This window comes from Polyangium sorediatum, from assembly GCF_029946465.1.
Classification (GTDB): domain Bacteria; phylum Myxococcota_A; class Polyangia; order Polyangiales; family Polyangiaceae; genus Polyangium; species Polyangium fumosum.
Map to the genome: position 1 here is coordinate 37040 of NZ_JARZHI010000004.1, position 18936 is coordinate 55975.

Here is an 18936-nt window from a genome sequence, read left to right on the forward strand (position 1 = left end):
ATGCCGCTCGATGCATTTGCGCAACTGGAGATCGAGGGCATGGAGGGGCCCTTGCGTGTCGTGCAGCTCTCGGGGCGCGAGGCGATCTGCGCGCCGGCCTCTTTTGACGTGGTGTTGGATGTGTTCGGCGGAGATACGAATACAGTGTCCGCCGCGCCGGAGTCGCTGATCACGAAGCCCGCCAAGATTTCGTGGACGCTCCTCGACGGCGGCGAGCGTGTCTTCGAGGGGCTCGTGGATGCGGTGGAAGCGCGGGATCGGGGCTACAACGTCCGCATCGTGCAGACACTCGCGCTCCTCGCCGACACGAAGGATTATCGCGTCTTTCTCGACCAGGACGCTGTGGAGATCACGCGCGAGGTGTTCTCCGAGGCGGGAGTCGAGCTGGACGTCCGCGTTTCAAGGTCGCTCGACAAACGCGCGCAATACGTGCAGGCGTTCGAGAGCACCCTGGATTTCGTGCGGCGGATCCTCGCGGAGGAAGGAATCTCGTTTTTCGCGCCGTTCGGGAGCAGGGACAAAGTCGTCCTCGTCGATGGCCCCTCCGGCTTCGAGGATGCGCCCGTTGGCCCCTTGCCCGTCAGGGAGCGCGCGGGGCTCGACACGGGCGAGAGCGTGTACGGAGCGCGGCTGCGAAAGAAGATGGTGCCGCAGCGGGTGCGCCTTCAAGATTACGATTTCGAGAATCCCGGCCTCGATCTCACTGCGGAGACGAAGGTCGACGGCGACGCGCTCGAAGTGTACGAGTACCCGGGTCAATACCGAAATCCGGCGTCCGGTGCTGCGCTCGTGAAGCTGCGCATGGAGGAGCTTCGTGCGCGGCGAAAGGTGCTCACCGCGGCGACGTCGTGCAGGGCGCTCTCGCCGGGTCATGTCGTCGAGCTCGAAGGGCCAGAAGGATTGCAAGGGCGCTGGCTCCTCCTCGCGGTCGAGCATCGCGCGATCGATCGGGCAGCCGAGGGCAACGATCGTTATGAAGCCTTCTTCGAGGCCGTGCCGATCGACGCCCCGTTCCGGCCGGCCCGCACGCCGGCCCCGCGCGTGGGAGGAATTCAAACCGCCACGGTGACCGGACCCGGCGGCGCCGAGATTCATCCGGACAAACTCGCCCGCACGAAGGTGCTGCTGCGTTGGGATCGGCGACGGGCAGAGGACGACACGAGCTCGGCGTGGACACGCGTCGTGTATCCTCCGACCACGGGCGGGTTTTTCCTCCCACGCGTCGGCTGGGAGACGGTGGTGAGCTTTCACGCCTCCTCGGCGGACGAACCACTCGTCCTCGGGCGGCTCTACAATGGAGTGGCGCAGCCGCCGAACGGCCTTCCGGGCGAGAAGGTCGTCACCGCGTTCGGCTCCTCGACCACGCCGGGGGGCGGGAGCGCCAACGTCGTCAGCATGAATGACACGGCGGGCGCGGAGGGCCTCGCATTCAAGGCGTCGCGTGATTACAACGAACGCACGGAGAACGACAAGGTCACGGTCATCACCGCGGACGATACGTGGACCGTGGGCGCCACGCGCAAGGTGATCGTGGGCGAAGTGCACGACGTCGGCGTGGCGGGTGCGCAGAGTTCTACCGTGGGAGGGAATCGCACGGTGAGCGTCAACGCGAACATGTCCATCCAGGCGGCCAGCGAATCCGTCATGGTGGGTGCCGCACGTATCTTCGACATTGGCGGCGACTCGACGACGAGCTGCGCCACGCTCACGCGGATGGTCGGCGCGGCGAAGGCGGAGACGGCCATCGAGCACGCGAAGCGGCAAACGACCGGCGCGGCGACGGTGATGGTGGGCGGCTCGTGCAACATGCTCGCGGGCGCAAATTACGGAGTCAACGTCATGGGGGCGCGCTCCGAAATGGTGGCGGGCGCGAAGACGATCAAGGCGAGCAAGTTCGCGCAGGAGGTCAAGGGCGCGCTTGCCGAGACGCTGGCCTCCCGCAAGGTCACGGCCGGCGGGGATCGGGTCGAGGATTTCGCCGCCACGGCGCGTTACTCGATTGGGGGTTCGGCCAAGTTGCAGGGGTCGAACGTGGTCGTGAAAGCGACGGGTCAGATCAAGATCAAGGCGGGCGGGGCCACCGTGACCATCACGCCCGGATCCATCACGATTGACGGTGAATTCAAGGGGTCTGTCGATGCGCAGGACGACGGCGACGAAAACTACGAATGACAGCGCGCCTCCGGCGTCGAAAACGAAGCCCGCGGCGCGCGCGAAGAAACCCGCGCCCGCCGCGCTCGGGCCCGGCCTCTTCGTCGGCAAGATCGAGTTTGCCTCCGATGGCGCCTATCGCGTGCGTACGGCCGACGGGAGGCGGGTGACGGCGGTGCTCGCGGACGAGGTCGAGCCGGCGTTTGCCGAGGAATGCCTCCGGACGGGGCGCACGGTATTCGTCACGGACACGGAGCGGGGCCCCACGGTGCTCGGCGCGCTTCAGACGTCCCGCGGGCTCGTGCGGGAGGCGAGCGGCCTCGTGACCCTTTCTGCGCAGGATCTTCGGCTGCGGGCCGATCGGAGCATCACGATCGAATCGGGACAGGCGGCGTTGCGGCTCGAAAAGGAAGGGATTTTGCGGGCGGAGGGGGAGCGGATGGTGGTCGACATGAGTTCTCTCGTGCGATTCCTTTCGGCATTGGTGGAGTTGCCCTGAACCGAGGAGCGCGGGAATGGCCACGACCGTCAGGGGAAAAAACGTCGCGACGACCGGGAGCGGGCACGTGGCCCCGGGCCCGCCCGCGACCAGCATGATTCCTCCGCCGCCGCCCACGGGGCCAGTGGCGTCGCCGTTCCTGTACGTGGCGAAATCGTCGACGGCGAAGAGCGTTTGTCAGCAGATCACGTGCGGCGGTGATCCCGTGCTGAAAAAGGGCAGCACGATGGATATCGAGACGCCCGCGAACCTGCCGGCGAATGCGCTGCCCATCAAGGACATCGTCACGCACGCCGTGCTCAAGGTCGCGAAGACGATCTCGGGCTCGAAGAGCGCGAGAGGCTCGAACGTCGAGCTTTGCGTGACCGGCGACGACGTGGTGCTGAACCTCCTGTCGAAGGATCTCGAGGTCCACCAATCGAAAGGGAAGTTCATTTCGGGCCTCTCATTCACGAGGGCCATGAACGCGAAGAGCGAGAAACACGCGGCGAAGGTGTACGTCGCCGCGGAGCCGGTCGCCGTTGCCTCGGGGGACGTCGTCGATACGCATGTCGACTACGAGCTTCACGGCCCCATTCCGGTGCGCTTTGCTCGCCATTATGCGTCGAGCCGCGCGACGGAGGCGACACCGCTCGGGCGAGGCGGCTTCTCGTACGGGTTTCATCAGTACGTGGTGGTCGAGAAGGGGAAGACCGTCGTGCGCGGGGAGGATGGGCGAGACGTCGTTTTCCCTGCGCTGTCTCCGCGAGAAAGCGCCTTCCATCGTGGCCGGCGGAGGGAGCTCGCGCGGAGCGCGGACGGCAAGAGCTACGTGCTCCAGGTTCTCGACGATGGGTACACGCTCACGTTTTCGCCGGTCACGCGTACAGGCCCCGCCATGCTCCGGTCCATCGAGGACGCGTGGGGCAACCGCGTCGAGCTCGTATATGCGGACGAGCGGTTGCGATCGGTGGTCGATGCGATCGGGCGTGAGCTCCGGCTCTCCTGTGATTCGTCCGGGCGTATCGTGCAGCTCGACGTGGTCGCGCGGGGAGCGATTCATGCGACGATTCGGTATGCGTACACCGACGCGGGAGAGCTCGCGAGCGTCACCGACCCCCTCGGGTATACCGAGCGGTATGCCTACGATGGGCGCCACCGGCTCGTGGAGAAGAGGGCGAAAAATAACGTTTCCTGGCGATATGCGTACGACCCGCAGACCGGCCGCTGCGTCAAGGCGTGGGGGGATGGAGGGCTGCACGGCTTCGAGTTCACGTACGACCTGACGCAGGGGACGACGACGGCGCATGGAAACCCGGCGGCGAGGGTCTTCACGTGGAACGAGCATGGTGCAGTGCTCGAAGAGCGTAGCTTCGACGGTGCGTACGTCGACGCAAACGAATACGACGACGATCTCCTCGTGATCGCACGCAAGAATGGCGGAGGGGAGACGTTCTCGTATGAGTACGACGCGCGCGGGCATCTGGTCAAAGCCACGGATCCAGCGGGCAATGTCGCCACGTGGGCGTACGACGGCGATCGAATGATGGCCAAGACCGACGCCGCAGGGCTCACGACCCGGTACACGTACGATGGACGCGGCGCGCTGATTCGATACGAGGAGCCCTCGGGCATCGCCTTTTCGCTTGCGTATGATGGCCGCGGTCTTCTTACCGCCATGTACGGCCCCGATGGGACCCTCCTCGAGATTTCGCACGATGCAGAAGGAAACATCAAGCAGCTCGAAGGGCCGCTCGGGGAGGTGACGCAGTACGAGAGTGATGCGCTCGGTCGCCTCGTGCAGAAAACGGACCCGACGGGTGCGGTGACGCGGTATACGTGGGACGCTTTGGGCCGGTTGATGTCGGCCACGCTGCCCGATGGCGGCCAGGTCTCGTTTACCTACGATGCGCTCGGGTGCCCCGCGACCTATACGACGGAACGCGGGCATACCGTCGCGCTGGCATTTTGTGGCACGGGGCAGGTCGCGGGTGTCGTCGAGCCGGACGGCGGCGCATGGACGTTCACGCACGACGTCGACGAGCGGCTCCGGTTCGTCCGCAATCCCAAGGGGGAGCAACACGAATTCCTCTACGACCGTGCCTCCCGCGTCCGCGAGGAGGCGACGTTCGACGGGCGCTTGTTGCGTTATTTTCACGCGCGCACCGGTCGGATGACGCGCGTCGAGTACCCGGACGGGACCTGGCGGAGCTTCGAATACGATCCCGGCGGACGCCTGGTCGTCGAAGACTCCCCGCATGGCACGCGCACCTTCGAGCGAAACGAGCTTGGCGAAATTCTCGTAGCCGTCGTCGAGGAGACGTGGGGCAAGACGGTCGTGGAGTTCGAGCTCGACGAGCTGCACCGCATCGTGGGGACGGCGGTGAACGGGCGCGCGACGAAGTACGAATACGACAAACGGGGGAGGCTCGTGGCGCGTGTCCTGCCGCATGGGAAACGCACGTCGTATTTCTATGATCTGGCGAGTCGCGTGGTCGGCATCGATCACGACGGCCACAAGGTGCTGCTCGTGCGTGATCCGCGCGGGCGTGAGGTGCGCCGGCACGTCTACGAGGCCGGGCTCGACGTCATGACCACGTATGGCCCGCAGGGGTGGCCCATCGATCGTACGGCTGCGGTGCGATCGGGGACGGGACAGCCGAACGTCGTTTCGCGACGTGCGTGGCAAGTCGGGCTCGGCGGGTTGCCCATCGCGATATACGATCTTCACTGGGGTACCGTGCAATACGAGCACGACGCGTGTGGTCGGCTCACGTCCGTGCGTTCGGGAGCACGCGCGGAGGTGCTCGAATACGACGCCGCTGGTGCGCTTTCGCGGTGGGCCGCGAGCGGCACGCAATCGGCGCCGTGGGCCGTTCGCCAGGGGAACGTGCTTTTGCGTACGCCCGACCTCGAATTCGGCTATGACGACAACGGTCGGCGTATCGAGGAGCGAACGCTTCGCGACCATCGGCCGGACGGCCAAAAAGAGACGAAATACTACTGGGACGCGTTTCACCAGCTCCGGGAGGCCGAGCTCCCGAGCGGGGAACGGCTTCTCTTCACATACGACGCCTTCGGCCGCCGCATTCGGAAGCAGGTCATCGGTCCGGCGCCCGAGGACGGGGGCATGCCGCAGGCGCGGGTTGTCGAATACCTTTGGGACGTCAACACGCTCGCCGCGGAGGTGACCTCCGAAGGGGCGACAAAGGCGTTCGTGGGGCAGCCATTTTCGCCGGTGCCCGTGCTGCACGAGGAGGACGGCAAACCATTTTTTTACATCACCGATCACCTCGGCACGGCGAAAGACCTCATCGATACGCGGGGCGAGGTCGCGTGGACGGCGGAGCACTCGGTGTTTGGCCGTGTGCTCCAGGAGAAAGGCAATGGTGCCGGAGGGCGCCCCACGGCGAGGACCCCGTTGCGGCTCCTCGGTCAATATGCCGATGACGAGACCGGCCTCACGGCGACGCGGTATCGCATGTTCGATCCTCGCGTCGGTCGATGGCTGAGCCCCGATCCGCTCGGTTTGCACGGGTCTCCGGACCTGTTTGGTTTCGGCGGCAATCCGACGACGACCATCGACCCTTTGGGCCTTGCCCCTTGTCCGGGGCTCGGATACGTCAAGTTCACGACCGACGCCAATGGTTACATCAACGGCATGCAAGCCAGGATCACGAAAGAGATGTGTCAATCCGGGCTCGGCACCGATGCGTACGGCGCGATTCTCCCGCCCGGGTGGATCAGCCCGGGGTACGACCGCGCGCACCTCTGGCCGAACCGGATGGGCGGACCGGGCGACTGGGAGCAGAACCTTGTCACGATGAAAGCCGCAGCGAACCAGACGGACATGCGGATGTTCGAGGATCGCGTGTTTCAAGCTGCGCAGAATGGGCCGGTCGACTACAACATCTCCATCACGAACTACGGCAACGGTCGGCCCAAGTCGGTCACGCTCAGCGCCAACCCCAGCAGCGGCAGCCCGTTCAGCCTCCCGCTCCTTTGAGGACAAACATGGCAAGCTCGATGGCGTCACTCACGAAGTGGCTGCTTCCGCCGAAGAAGCCCGAGGAGGTTCCGGCGAAGAACGACTGGGCGCCCGCGGAATCGCTCCTTGGGACGGAGCTACCCGGGGATTACAAGCAGTTTGTTGGGACGTACGGCACCGGCTGGATCAACAAGTACCTGCATGTCATGAATCCGTTCTCGGCGAAGCTGCCGTGGATGGAGCGAATGCAGCTCATGCTATTCACGCTGCATCTTGTGCGCCGGAACGCGCAGGTGCCGGGCGCGCGTGATCTTCCGGTGCCGTTCGGGGAGATCAACAACCTGCCCTATCCCGTGTTTCCGGAGCCCGGGGGGTTGCTGCCGTGGGGGTATACCATCAACGGCGACGCGCTCTGCTGGCTGACGAAGGGCACGCCGGACAAGTGGACCCTCGTCGCGGATTCCCGCGGCCAGTACGCGGAGTTTGCGGGGCCGATGTCGGCGTTTCTGTATGATGTCCTTTCAGAGCGTATTTCCTGGGGGATCTTCCAGGCGGGGGTGAACGAGGAGCCGGTTCGGCCGACGTTTGCATTGCACGAGGCGGCGAGGCGCGCGGGGAAGGGGAAGTAGGCCATGTCGATCGCCAGCGTGACCAAGCTGCTCCCCAAGCCGGCGCGCCCCGAGGGCGCGTCCGCCAAGTTCGGATGGGCCGAGGTGGAGGGCCTCTTCGGGCATGGTCTTCCATCGGATTACAAGGCCTTCATCGAGGAATATGGGGCAGGTTGCCTCGGTGGTTTCGTTTGGATTCTGAGTCCATTCGCCGAGGAGCTGGGCGCGCAGCTCGGCAGGCAATCGCTCGCGCGGCTCGAACACCTCGCGCTGCTCGGGAGTGATTCGCGGTTCCAGATGGAGACGAGTGATCCGGTGGTCGCGCCGCTGCTGGCGAAGCAGGCGGAGCGGCGCGCCGCGCTCGCGGCCTATCCGCCCCGCGGGCAGAAATGGATCGCCTGGGCCGTGCTCGGGGACGGCGGCGCGCTTTATTGGCTGGGTGTCGGCGCGCCGGATCGTTGGAAGGTCGTGTATCTCGGGCCCCCGGGGGAGGATGGAGTTTGCCCGATGCCCGTGGAGCTCGGCGGATCGACGAGCGCCGTGCTCGCGGCGCTGCTTTCGGGGAAAAGCCAGCTTCCGGGGGCGCCCGAAGGGTTTCCGGGGGCGCCGCTGGGGTATGTGCCGGTCTCGAAGAAGAAGCCGCCGAAGTGGAAGGCGCCTGCGCCCGTGCCGGTGAACAAGGCCATGATCCAGGTCGTGAAGCTGAAGAAACATCGGAGGTAGGCCGTGCACAACGTGCGGTTTCTCGTCGACGGTGCCGAAACCCTCTCCTGTCGTAGCCTGCGGGGGACGGAGCGGCTCGGGCAATCCACCGAGCTGGAGTTCGACCTCTTTTCGACAGAAGGCGTCGCGCCGGCCGATGTCGTGGGCAAACCCTGCGCGGTGGTGCTGGAGGGAGGGATCGGGGCGCGCGTCGTCGGGGGAATCGTCACGCGGTTTTCTGCCGTGGCCACGGCGAATCCGAACGGGGAGCGGCGCTATCGAGCCACGGTGCATTCGCGCCTCGCGGCCGTCGAGCTCCGGACGCGGTCGCGCATTTTCCAGAAGATGACGATTCCCGACATCGTGAAGAAGGTGCTGCTCGAGGCCGGGTACGATGGGAGGCAGGTCGAGCTCCGGCTTTACGAGTCGCACATCGAACGGGAATACGTCGTCCAGTATGCCGAGAACGACGCGGCCTTCGTGCGGCGCATGTGCGAGGACGAGGGGCTCGTGTTTCGGTTCGATGCCGACGAGGAGGGCGTCGAGCGGATCGTGCTCGAAGACGCCACCACGTATTCGCTCGCGGCGCTGGAGGAGCCGCTGCCGCTGGTCGACGTGTCGGCGCTCGGCATGTTCGAGATAGCGGCCTTTGACGCGCGTATCCTCGCCAAACGCAGGCCCGGGAAAGTGACGCTGCGCGACTACAACCATGAAAAGCCGGACCTAGCGCTCTCCGCGACGTCGAAGGCCGGCACGGACGTGGAGCAATCCGTCGAAGTGTACGAGGGGCCAGGTGGATTTCGCGAGCCGGACGAGGGAGACGCGCGCGCCAGGCTTCGGCTCGAAACCCTCCGCGCGGATGCCCTGGAGCTCGTCTTTCGTACGACGGCGGTCGCCCTCACGCCCGGTTTGTCCTTCACCATCGAAGCGCAGGGCGATTATGCGGGCAGCGCAAAACCGGCTGGAAAGTATACGGTCGTCGCGGTGGAGCACCAATGGACCTTCGGGGATGCGCGCGTGGCGGTCGAGGTGCGCGCGCTTCCGCGGGATACACCGTACCGGCTGCCGCGTACGGCAGCGCGGCCCCGTCTCACCGGTGTGCAGAGCGCCTTCGTCACGGGGGCCGCTGGAGAGGAGATTCACACGGACGCGCAAGGGCGAATCAAGGTTCAATTTCCGTGGGACCTCGAAGGCAAGGGCGACGAGAAGGCAACGCTTCCGATTCGCGTGATGCAGCCGAACATGCCCGGATCCATGGCGATCCCGCGCGTGGGGTGGGAGGTGCTCGTCGCGTTCGAGGACGGTGATCCCGAAAAGCCCGTCGTGCTCGGCAGGACGTACAATGCGAAGTTCGCGCCGCCGTACCAGCTCCCCGCGAACAAGACGGTCACGGCGCTGCAGACCTACAGCTCGCCGGGCAGCGGCGGAACGAACTCGATTCGCTTCGACGACGCGGCCGGCAGACAACACGTCTTCGTTCAGGCCCAGTTCGGCAAATCCGTCAGCGTGTCGAACGACATGGTGACGCAGACGGTGAAGAACGAGAATGTCGGAATCACGGGCTCGCAGACGCGTACGGTCGGCGGCAATGAAAATGTGAGCGTCACGCAGGCGTATCGCACGGCGGTGGGTTCGCAATCGGCGACCGTCGGCGGGGAGCAGGAGATCTACGTCAAGGGCCATACGATCGTCGGCGTCGGGAGCGAGTCCGTGCTCGTCGGCGCGGCTGTGCTGGAGAAGGTGGGCAATCCGGTCAATGGACTCCTGAACCTCGCGAAGGCCGCCGCGATGTCGGGCGCCGGGGCGCTCGGGCAATATGGGCAATTTCTTGCGGCGGGCGGGGGGTTGGCGCTTTCCGGGTACGAAGGTTACAAACACGGAGGCGCGGCCGGGGCGTTGAAAGGCGTGGGGCTCGGTGCGGTTGGAATTGCGGCCGGCATGATTCCCGGCGGGGAGGCCATTTTCGCCGTGGCGCAGGGCGCGGCGCAGCCTGCACCGTGGCGCGAGGGACCTCCCCCCAGCGGCGACACGGCGGGCGGAGGCGGCGGCACGGGCGCGAGCGACAATGCGGGCGCCGGCGGCCCCGGCCCCGGGCATCGAAATACGTCAGTGAAGGGCGCGATGACCGAAATCATTGCCGGCGCGAGCGCCATCGTGACGCCCGGGGACATCGGCTGGTATACCGTGGGGCCTTCCTCATTTCTCATTGGAGGTAGCTACACGACGAAGACGGCGCGCGGCGGGGTTTCGGTGCTGGGTGCGTCCAGTGAAACCCTCGGGAGCCTGAAGATCGATGTCAAGGGCGTGCTCGCGCGGGACGTGAAAGGGCCCGTGCGCACGACGATTGCGGGGGCGCTCTCGAGTCAGGCATCCGGGAAGCACACGATCAAAGCGGGTGGCGCGCTGACGATCGAGGTGGGCGGCAGTTTGACCTTGCAAGGGGGCAAGGTGTCGTTCAATTGCGGGGGCGCTACGATCACCGCGTCGGAGAGCGGCGTGCTCATCGAGGCCGGCACGATCACCATCAACCGCTCCTCGAAGCAGAGCGGCGTGACGGGACACACATGAGCTTGGCCATCGTCGGGGCAGGCATGGTGTCACCGAGCGCAATGACGGCGCGGCAGCATGCGTTTTTCGCGGCCGCGGGCGTCCCGGCACCGTCGCCTTCGCCCTTCGTGCGGGATACGGGTGAGCGGATCGACGTGCGGTATTGTCGATGGTTGGGCGCGGTCGAGCCGCTTCCTTCCCGGCTCATGCAAATGGCGCAACGAGCCATCGAGGAGGCGACGGCGGCGCTCGTGCCCGAGGTGCAGGTTTCCCTGCTGGTGGTGACGTCCGCGCCGCGGCCGGGACTCTCGACGGAGCTTCTGGCCGATACGGCGCGGGCGATTGCGCGGCAGCGTCGCCTCGGTTCCATGCAGCGTTACGAGGGAGAAGCCGCCTTCTTCGACGCGCTCGCAGATGCGGGCAATACGCTGTCGAAGCAGGGGCCGCAGGCGGTTTGTATCGTGGCCGTGGATTCGGCGGTGAGCGTGGACCTTCTCGCGGACGCCGTCCTGCGTCCGCCGAGCCCGTGGGCGCGCGCGCCTCTGCCGCATTCGGAAGGCGCGGCCGCGGTGGTGCTCATGTCACCGCCGAACGCGCGTCGTGTCGGCATGCCTGTGATCGGCGCGCTGCAGGGCGCCACGACGGCGATGGGGAACACGCGTGATGACAACGACGAGCCGGCGGACGGCGTGGCCATGACGCAGGTGCTTTCGAGCATGCCGAGCACGGAATCGATCGCGCACGTGTTCGGGCAATCCTGCACGGACGATCTGCGGGCGCAGGACTGGTACTTTGCATCGGCGCGCGAGAGTGCCCGGTTTGGCACGGCGTGCGTGTTCGAGGGGATCGAGGACCACGTGGGACGCGTGGGCGCCGCGGCCGGCGCGATGAACCTCGTGTACGGGCTCTCGGTTTTGCGGCACGAGACGTCGGCGCTGCGCGCGCCGAGCGATTCGTTTCTGGCATGGGCCATCTCGCCGGATGGCACGCGTGGCATTGCGGCGGTCCGGGTGGGGGCGCCATGACGACGTTCGAGGAGGTCCTCCGCGGGCCGATGCAAGAAGCCCTGGACCGGGCGCTGGCGCTGCCGGACCATGCCTGGAAGGCGACGCTCGTTCGACCGTTGACGGCGGCGCTCGACGCGGCCGAGGCGACGCGGTTCGCGGAGCTCGAGCGCCTGGTGACGGCGGTGCAGACGGTCGCGCAACACGCGACCCTGCTTGCTGCCAATGGGTACGTCGACGCGGATACGTTGGACGTGTTCGCGGCGGCCCACAATGCGTGCCTCGTCGCGCGCGGGCTCGTGTATCCGCCGCAGCGTGCAGGGGCGCCGCACAGGGCGAATGCGGGCGTGCTCGTGGCTGCATGCGAGAGGCCGACGCTGCGCGAGGTCGAGCGTGATTCGTTTGATTCGAGCCTGTGGGGGGCGCAGGCTTCCGCACAGGGGGCTGCCGAGAATGTCGAGGGGCCGACGGACGAGCTTGATCTCCCTGTTCCGCCGAAGCCGCTCGTCGCCCTTGAAGAAGGCAAGGGGACGCCCATTTCGGAGGAGTCTTTCTACGCGGATGTCGTCGCGTCGTGCATGGACCGTGCGGCGATGCTGGCGCGACATCGCACAGAGAGACCGCTCGAGTTCCGCGGCGAAGTCGAAGAGCGCCTCTTGCAATGCGTGGATGCAATTGCGTCGATCGGGGGGCCGTGTGTTCGGCTCGTCCTCGACGCGTGGAAACGCTCGCTCGAATCCCCGAGTCCTTGGAGCACGTGGGCCGCGGTGTTCACGCTCGCGTGTTTGTCCGGGGGCGATACGCTCGACGCCATGGCGCACGGTTTGACGGCGCTTCCGCCGACGGCAACGGACCACGCGCGCGCGGCCGCAGAGGCTCTCCTGGTCGCGCCGCATCCCGAGCGGAATGGCGTTTGCCGGACCTTGCTCGTCTCGCCATATCCGGTCGTGCGCGCCGTGGGGGTGCTCGTGCTCGGGCGGCAAAACGTGCTCGGGGTCGACGAGATTCGCGCGTTTCTTCTCGATCCGAATTCGCCCGTCGCAGCGGCGGCCGCCGAGGTGGTGGATGCATTGTCCGCCGAGGACGCGGCGCGCCTCGTGCCGCTGCTCGGGAAGTGCCTCGGGCATCCTGCGCCCACCGTGGTATGGGCGGCTGCGCGGGCGATGCTTCGCGCGGGTCACCAGGAGCCGTATTTCGAGCTGCGTGACGGCGGGCCACGCGCGGCCCGGTTGCAGCCGTTTGGCGCGGAGATTTTCGTGCTCGCGGGCGACCTATCGGATCGCGCGGCGCTTGCAGCTTGTCTCGCGCGGACGCCTCCTTCCGCGGCGACGCTGTCGGCGCTCGCGCGATTCGGGCATGCGGGGACCTGGTCCTACCTTCTGCGGCAGCTCGCGAACGAGGAGCTGGCGGACGCTGCCGAGGCTGCGCTCGTTATGCTGTTCGGCGAGCGCGTCGCGCCTTCGCTGCGTCAGGATGCGGGGGCTTGGCGGAAGGCGATCGAGGCGATGCGCTTGGATTCGAGCATTCGATATCGCAGCGGCGAGCGATGGACGGCGGAGCGGGTCGCCGAAGCGTGCGCCTCGGGTGCGCTCGATCGGATCGCGCTCGAACGGCAGCTCGATGAGCTGGCCGTGCGCGCGGGGATTCACGCGCCCGCGAATGGAGCCGCCTGGGGGAAGGAGCTCGATCGCGCGCTCGCCGGGCTCGTGCATGCGGCGCGGGAGCGGGATCACGCGGCGATGCGGGGGACGTGGTGGCAGGTGCGGCGGGCCGTTTGAGAGGAACGCCTCGAAATCAAGAGTTCAGATCCACCTGAAGCTCCCGCAACACCCGCTGCCCGCGGCCGATGCGGAACGCCTTCCGCGCGACGATCTCGAAGCGCCGTTCGTTCGGATGCACGACGAGGGTATCGATGACGGGACGTTCGACGATCTTCTCCCCACCGTCGAAGCGCCCTCGCACGACGACGGGGAACGCAGGGATCTCGAACGACATCACGCCGTCCTCGTGCATGCCGAGAACGGAGACCGTGTCCCCCGGTGCAAGCGGCGATTCGAACTGCAAATCCGGGTGCGCCGCATTGTTGTGCCGGATGTCAAAGTCAACCGGCATGAGGGGCATTCGTGTCTTTTGCCATGCCTCATCGAACGTCCCGGCCCAGGCTCGGCGCGGGAGCCAATGTGTCATGATAGGACCGAGCCCCACGGGCGGGTGTTTGTCTCCGGCATCTGTGTGCGGGCGGAGCGGGTGCTCGATTTGTGGAGCGGGGCGGTCGAGCAGGTCTCGTTTGCGCTTGGCGACGCCCACGCCGGCCGGGTTTCGCTCTTCGATGAGCGTGAGGTCCTCGCTCATGCCCCCATAGGCGCGTTCGTAGACGATCGGCATGCGCTCGAAGGGAACGGCAGGACCCATGACCACGCCGGCGACGCCCTGGGTGAAGCGCCGCTCGCCGTGGACGCGGAGCTGGACCGTGCGGTCTTTCACCTTCACGGCGACGTCCATCGATTCGACACGGCGCTTCGAGACGGCGTCGCCAAGGACGATGACGTCGGCCCCGTGTTTCTCAATGCAGAGGTCCGATGGGAGCACGATGCTGCCGTTCGGGTTTTTGGCGTCGAGCGGAATGTCGTTCGGGCGCAACGGGATGGGGTCGTCCGAGGGGACGATACGTCCGCCGGGGAGAATGTCGAACGTCGCTTTGACGACCGCGACGACGAGGGCGTGGCCGTCCGGGCCGGTCGTGGGGACGTCAAGCGCGACATAGGGGGTGGCGTTGCTGAAGGTCATGCGCGGCGGGTCCTTGGCGCGTTCATTCTCGCACGCTCAGGGCTTTATCGTCACCTTCGTGCCGACGGGGACGAGCGCGTAGAGCACGTCGACGTCTTCATTGGCGAGCCCGATGCAGCCGTCCGTCGGGCCCCAGACCTGCCCGAGCCCGGTCGCGCTGGAGAGGCGGATCCACGCCCGCGCGAGCGCCGCGAGCTTCCGCTTCGTCCCGTGGATGCCAATGCCGCCGCCAGGTTTGTCGATCCCATTCTTCTTCGCACGCGCGAGGTCGACGGGCTCCGGATAGGAGATCCCGAGGAATCGATGGAATCGCTCGCTCTCCGATTTGCTCGTGATGCGATAGACCCCCTCGGGCGTGCGCTCGTCCCCCTCGCGCTCCTTCTGCCCGACGGGCTGCGCCCCGAATGTGGCCGAGAAGGTGTGGAACAGCTTTTCGCCGCAGTGCAGATCGAGCGCGGCGTCCTTCTTGCGGACGACGATCGCGGGCTTCTCGCAGGATGCGGGCTTCGCGAGGCTCGAAGGTGGCAGGAAAAGCACGAGGAGGGCGACCGCCGCAAGGACGAGGGCGGCGAGGAGGATCGGGCGCTTCGGGAGGGGGCGGGGGCGCGGCATGGGACGGAGCCCCAGCTTGCCACACGTCACCCGTGCGCGCCCATGCGAAAGGGGTTCTCCTGCATATACACGAGCACCACGTCGCGGCTCGGAATTCCGGCGACCCCGACGGCCTCGACGCCAAACGAGGCGGTGACATTGGCGAAGCGCGCCGCTTCCACCGGATCACCGGTCTCCTGGAAACGAATCATGAAGGCCGTCGCGAAGACGTCTCCAGCGCCGGTGGGGTCGATCTCCCGGGCGGGGCGGGGTGGGATCCGCGTCACGGAGAGCGACCCGTCGTCGCGGCGTCGGTAGAGCGTGCTCCCGTCCCGGTATTCGGTGACGACCACGAGGGGCACCTGCGCGACGATCGGGTCGAGGCGGCGGAGGTCGGCGCCGATGTCTTCGAGCGAGAGCACGACGGCATCCACGTGCGGGAGAATCTCGGGCGCGCTCTCCCATGGTTTGGCATGGACACGCCCGTGTTCGTCGAAGTGCCGCATCCATCCCTGGGGCGTGGCTATGACCAGCGTTTCCTCGGCGAGGACGTGGGCGACGTCGGGGGTGATCTCGTCGGCAATCGGCCCGAGCAGCGCGGCCCGCGGTCGGCGCAACGAGGGTTCGATATCGGCTGCGGTGATCGGTCGCGCGCGCATGCTGCAATGCTGAATGCGGCCCGCCTCGGTATAGGCATTGGCGAAGGTGGTCGTGGCCGCCGAGGGGAGGACGTGGAGCTCGACCTCGCGCGGCAGCTCGGAGACGTCGAGGCCCGGCGCCGCCGCAGTGACGATCGTGGGCCTGCGCCCGAGCTTCACGGACGTGACGGCGGCAAAACTCACCGTGCCCCCGAGGCGGTAGCCGTCGCTCGGATCGGTGCGGAGCAGATCCCGGGCGACGTGTCCGATGAGCAGGATGTCCGGCGTGGCCATTTCTTCGACCCTCCCCGCGAGCATAGCACCTCGGGGCGCGAGCCACGGACCCCGGGGCGGATGCTACGAGCTCGCTCGCCGGTACGTGAAAGGATTGCGTGCGAGACGTGCGACAGGGCAGGCGAGCGTACGGGTGTGGCGAGACAGCCGAAGGGGAGCCGTGGCCTCAAGGTGCAGGGCTTGCGACCCGGAGGCAGCGCAGGCCGATGGGCTGGCCATTCCCGAGGTAAAGCTCCGTCATCGCGGCGCCCGAGACGGGGAGCGGCACGACGTGGTCCGTCTGCGGCACGAGGTTCCCCAGCGCGAGCGAGCCGTCGTCGGCGCGCACGTAGACGTCGAGCGAATAGTAGAAGTGGAGCGGGAACGAATCCTGCCCCTGCTGGGCCGCGAGCGTCGCCTGGAAAAACGCGAAGTCGCTCTCGTCGAACGCGCCGACGTCGGCCTCGGTCGGCATGCGCCAATCTTCGCCGAGCGTCGCTACGCACACGTCGACGTCGCTCACGTGCTGCGGGACCCAATAAGGTTTGGCGCCGTAATCTTCGTACGCGCAGCGCGCCACTTCGTCGTAATTGGCGGCGATTTCCGCCTGCGTGAGGGGAGGCCCGCCTGGGACCTGCTGCTTGATGCCCGGGTGCGTGGGCGCGCAGAGCGGCACGAGCTGCGCGAAGGTGTACACGTCGTCGAGGAGTGCGGCACGCTCGGCCTCGGAGAGCGCGGGATACACGCTCGCATCCTGGAACACCTGAAAGACGCGCGCGTCAGGGAAGAGCGGGGCCGAGAGCTCGATGCCCGGCGCCCCCGCGTTTCCGGTGGCGATCGCTCCGGCATACTGGAGTCCGGGCTGAAAAGATCCAGGTTGCTCCTGCGGATCCTTCGGGTCTTCCGCGCAGCCAGCAACCAGCACGAACAGCGAGCACAAGAATCCTCTTCGCATGACGTACCTCCCTCACTCGTACAACGTGACCTTTCCATCGCGATTGCGCACGCATTTGATCGAGCCATCCTGCGAGCAAACAAAAGCCGCTCCGCGAGGGTACGCCGCGCAGAAGCGGAACGCGGATCGATGCCGCGTGCCGTAGGCCTCGACGCTCCGGGACGTCCCGTCCGGCAGGAAGATCGTTTCGAGCTCGGTCTGCGCGAGCACTTCGACGCCGAAGCCGAGCACCCGATACCGGTCCGTGAGGAGCAGCGCTCCGTCCACCGCCGTGAGGCCGGGCAGCCGTTCGAGCAGGCGGCGCGCCTTGTCCTCCGCATACTGGAACTCCATGGCGCCGCGGCCGGGGGAATCCTCGTCGAACTGGAAGACCGATTTCCGCAGGAGCGGCCAGACCGAGTCGTCCTCGCACTGGTATTTGATCTTGACGAGCTGTCGCCAGGAGAGGGACTGGCATTCACGATCGGGGATGACGAGGACCGTGCCCCCGTGACCGAGCTTGCGGATCGTCGAAAGGACGTCGTGCAGGTGCGCCGGGTAATTCACCTGAGGAGACCACGATCCCCCGGGCCATTTGACGCCGTCCCATAACGCGTCGGTCGCCTCGGCGAGCGCCTCGATCACGGATTGAAAGACGCCGAGCCGCTCGCCCTCCTCGAAGATACGCCCGTCTTCCAGGGCCACGAGGCTGCGCATGTTGCGCCCCACGGAGAGCTTTCCAGGCGCCATCACGGAGACGGTGAGCTGCATGTCCGCGCCATTGCAGAATCCCCAGATGAGCGGCACGTCCCCGCGCGCATCGACGGTCAGCATGACCTTGGCCGCGTCCGCGGCCGGCGCCAGGCGCATGATTTCGTGCGGCGTGAAGCTCCTCGGCGGATCGATCCGCAGCGGGTGATCGATCTCCGTTTCGCGCAGGTCGGGGCTGCAAACGACAGCGCGGAACTGCGTGCCGCGGCGCTCGTCCGCCGTGTAGCTCGCGTGGTATGCGACCTCGAGCAGGAGCGCGAGCTTGTCGTCGCTCGGGAGCGCCGGAGGCTCGCTCTCTTGTCGGGCCCACTCGTACCACCGCGCCTTCAGCGGCGCGATCATGTCGCGGGGATATTTGAACGAGGTCATCAAAGCGCAGGCTCGTCGGCCGATGAGACGGCGGTCACGGCCGCATGTCAAGCCAAGCCGAACGCGCAGCTCAGGCGACGTGCCCCACGAGCAGCTCGCCCATCTTGTCGATCGGCGCCTCTCCCAGCGCGAGGCCCGCCTCGCGGACACACCGCGGCATGCCGTAAACGACGCAAGACGATTCCGCTTCGACGAGGAGCCTCCCGCCGGCGGCGTGAATGGCGCGCGCGCCTTCGAGGCCGTCATCCCCCATTCCCGTCAGCACGACGCCCAGCACGCCGGCGCCGAATCCCTCGGCGGCGCTGCGGAAGAGGAGATCCACCGAGGGGCGGTGCAGCCCTCCGACGTAGCCCATTTCGAGGCGCGCGTAGGGCCGCTCCGCCCGGCGCTCGATCCGCAGGTTCGTGCCTCCGCGCGCCAGGACCACGAGACCGGGCGCGAGCTCCTGGTCATCGAGAGCTTCCTGGACCGAGACCGCGCTCGCGTCGTTGATGCGGCGGGCGAGCGCCTCGGTATACCCCGGCGGGATATGCAGGGCTGCGACGATAGGGACCGGAAAATCACGCGGCAGCGAGGTGAACAGGCGCGTGAGCGCCTGCGGGCCGCCCGTGGAGGCCCCGACGACGACGAGGCTCGTCCCGCGGGAGGGCCGCGCCACCGGCGTTTCGAGGGATGGCGCCGCGCCCCGCCGGAGAACGGCCGCCGCGAGGACCCGGCTCACGAGCTCGTTCGACACCTCGTACAGCCGATCGGTCGCGAGCGAGGTGGGCTTCTGGACGAGGTCGACCGCCCCGTACGCGAGCGCCTTTTGGCCAAGCTCGCTCTGCGCGTCCGAGATGCTGACCGCCACGACCGCGGGCGCGCCGGTCGTGGGGAGCGCGCGCAAGACGCCGATGCCGTCGAGGTTCGGCATCACGAGGTCGAGGACGACGACGTCGGGCCGGTGCTCGGCGATCTTTTCGAGCGCGTCGAGGCCGTCCCGCGCGATATCGACCACTTCGATGCCCGGCTGCTTGCTCAGGACCTCCCGCAAGACTTTGCGCGCAAAAGCCGAATCGTCGACGACGAGCACCCGGATTGGTCGTTCCATGCGTG

The 18936-nt window shown here is 67.0% G+C and carries 14 protein-coding genes; 8 read left to right on the plus strand and 6 right to left on the minus strand.

What is annotated here, in order from left to right:
* From QHF89_RS06325 to QHF89_RS06360, 8 genes are read left to right on the plus strand one after another with little or no spacing between them, the layout of a single operon-like run.
* Positions 1-2172 (plus strand): type VI secretion system Vgr family protein, encoded by a 2172-nt coding sequence (locus tag QHF89_RS06325; protein WP_136971034.1) that lies wholly within the window; start codon positions 1-3, stop codon positions 2170-2172.
* The gene (locus QHF89_RS06330; protein WP_136971033.1) at positions 2138-2650 is read left to right on the plus strand and encodes a hypothetical protein; all 513 of its coding nucleotides are present in this window, start codon (positions 2138-2140) and stop codon (positions 2648-2650) included. The genes QHF89_RS06325 and QHF89_RS06330 overlap by 35 nt, the downstream gene beginning before the upstream one ends.
* Before the next feature lie 16 nt (positions 2651-2666).
* A complete protein-coding gene (locus QHF89_RS06335) occupies positions 2667-6635 on the plus strand; it encodes an RHS repeat-associated core domain-containing protein (RefSeq protein ID WP_136971032.1) in 3969 nt (1322 codons plus the stop codon).
* An 8-nt stretch (positions 6636-6643) separates the two neighbouring features.
* Positions 6644-7246, plus strand: a complete 603-nt coding sequence (locus QHF89_RS06340) for an SMI1/KNR4 family protein (protein ID WP_136971031.1) — start codon at positions 6644-6646, stop codon at positions 7244-7246.
* A 3-nt stretch (positions 7247-7249) separates the two neighbouring features.
* Positions 7250-7948, plus strand: a complete 699-nt coding sequence (locus tag QHF89_RS06345; RefSeq protein ID WP_136971030.1) for an SMI1/KNR4 family protein — start codon at positions 7250-7252, stop codon at positions 7946-7948.
* A 3-nt stretch (positions 7949-7951) separates the two neighbouring features.
* Positions 7952-10495 (plus strand): type VI secretion system Vgr family protein, encoded by a 2544-nt coding sequence (locus QHF89_RS06350; protein WP_136971029.1) that lies wholly within the window; start codon positions 7952-7954, stop codon positions 10493-10495.
* The gene (locus tag QHF89_RS06355) at positions 10492-11499 is read left to right on the plus strand and encodes a hypothetical protein (RefSeq protein ID WP_136971028.1); all 1008 of its coding nucleotides are present in this window, start codon (positions 10492-10494) and stop codon (positions 11497-11499) included. Before QHF89_RS06350 ends, QHF89_RS06355 begins: the two co-directional genes overlap by 4 nt.
* Positions 11496-13256: a hypothetical protein gene (locus QHF89_RS06360; RefSeq protein ID WP_136971027.1), complete on the plus strand. Its 1761-nt coding sequence runs from the start codon at positions 11496-11498 to the stop codon at positions 13254-13256. The genes QHF89_RS06355 and QHF89_RS06360 overlap by 4 nt, the downstream gene beginning before the upstream one ends.
* Positions 13257-13272: 16 nt before the next feature.
* Here QHF89_RS06360 and QHF89_RS06365 read toward each other — a convergent pair whose 3' ends face one another.
* The 6 genes from QHF89_RS06365 to cheB form a co-directional block, all read right to left on the minus strand.
* Positions 13273-14265, minus strand: a complete 993-nt coding sequence (locus QHF89_RS06365) for a DUF2169 family type VI secretion system accessory protein (protein ID WP_136971026.1) — start codon at positions 14263-14265, stop codon at positions 13273-13275.
* 36 nt (positions 14266-14301) lie between these two features.
* Positions 14302-14877 carry a L,D-transpeptidase family protein gene (locus QHF89_RS06370; protein ID WP_136971025.1) on the minus strand — a complete coding sequence of 192 codons (576 nt, stop codon included), beginning with the start codon at positions 14875-14877 and terminating at the stop codon, positions 14302-14304.
* Between the two features lie 26 nt (positions 14878-14903).
* Positions 14904-15788, minus strand: a complete 885-nt coding sequence (locus QHF89_RS06375; RefSeq protein ID WP_284720153.1) for a PfkB family carbohydrate kinase — start codon at positions 15786-15788, stop codon at positions 14904-14906.
* A gap of 166 nt (positions 15789-15954) precedes the next feature.
* Positions 15955-16722, minus strand: coding sequence for a hypothetical protein (locus QHF89_RS06380; RefSeq protein WP_136971023.1), 768 nt, complete (start codon positions 16720-16722; stop codon positions 15955-15957).
* Positions 16723-16734: 12 nt separating this feature from the next.
* Positions 16735-17841 (minus strand): putative sensor domain DACNV-containing protein, encoded by a 1107-nt coding sequence (locus QHF89_RS06385; protein ID WP_136930513.1) that lies wholly within the window; start codon positions 17839-17841, stop codon positions 16735-16737.
* Between the two features lie 70 nt (positions 17842-17911).
* A complete protein-coding gene (cheB, locus tag QHF89_RS06390; protein WP_136971022.1) occupies positions 17912-18931 on the minus strand; it encodes a chemotaxis-specific protein-glutamate methyltransferase CheB in 1020 nt (339 codons plus the stop codon).
* Between the last annotated feature and the right edge of the window lie 5 nt (positions 18932-18936).

Excerpts from the sequence above, each read along its gene's own strand:
- QHF89_RS06325 (WP_136971034.1), top strand. The coding sequence starts at position 1 with ATGCCGCTCGATGCATTTGCGCAACTGGAGATCGAGGGCATGGAGGGG.
- QHF89_RS06330 (WP_136971033.1), top strand. The coding sequence starts at position 2,138 with ATGCGCAGGACGACGGCGACGAAAACTACGAATGACAGCGCGCCTCCG.
- QHF89_RS06335 (WP_136971032.1), top strand. The coding sequence starts at position 2,667 with ATGGCCACGACCGTCAGGGGAAAAAACGTCGCGACGACCGGGAGCGGG.
- QHF89_RS06340 (WP_136971031.1), top strand. The coding sequence starts at position 6,644 with ATGGCAAGCTCGATGGCGTCACTCACGAAGTGGCTGCTTCCGCCGAAG.
- QHF89_RS06345 (WP_136971030.1), top strand. The coding sequence starts at position 7,250 with ATGTCGATCGCCAGCGTGACCAAGCTGCTCCCCAAGCCGGCGCGCCCC.
- QHF89_RS06355 (WP_136971028.1), top strand. The coding sequence starts at position 10,492 with ATGAGCTTGGCCATCGTCGGGGCAGGCATGGTGTCACCGAGCGCAATG.
- QHF89_RS06360 (WP_136971027.1), top strand. The coding sequence starts at position 11,496 with ATGACGACGTTCGAGGAGGTCCTCCGCGGGCCGATGCAAGAAGCCCTG.
- QHF89_RS06365 (WP_136971026.1), bottom strand. The coding sequence starts at position 14,265 with ATGACCTTCAGCAACGCCACCCCCTATGTCGCGCTTGACGTCCCCACG.
- QHF89_RS06370 (WP_136971025.1), bottom strand. The coding sequence starts at position 14,877 with ATGCCGCGCCCCCGCCCCCTCCCGAAGCGCCCGATCCTCCTCGCCGCC.
- QHF89_RS06375 (WP_284720153.1), bottom strand. The coding sequence starts at position 15,788 with ATGGCCACGCCGGACATCCTGCTCATCGGACACGTCGCCCGGGATCTG.
- QHF89_RS06380 (WP_136971023.1), bottom strand. The coding sequence starts at position 16,722 with ATGCGAAGAGGATTCTTGTGCTCGCTGTTCGTGCTGGTTGCTGGCTGC.
- QHF89_RS06385 (WP_136930513.1), bottom strand. The coding sequence starts at position 17,841 with ATGACCTCGTTCAAATATCCCCGCGACATGATCGCGCCGCTGAAGGCG.
- cheB (WP_136971022.1), bottom strand. The coding sequence starts at position 18,931 with ATGGAACGACCAATCCGGGTGCTCGTCGTCGACGATTCGGCTTTTGCG.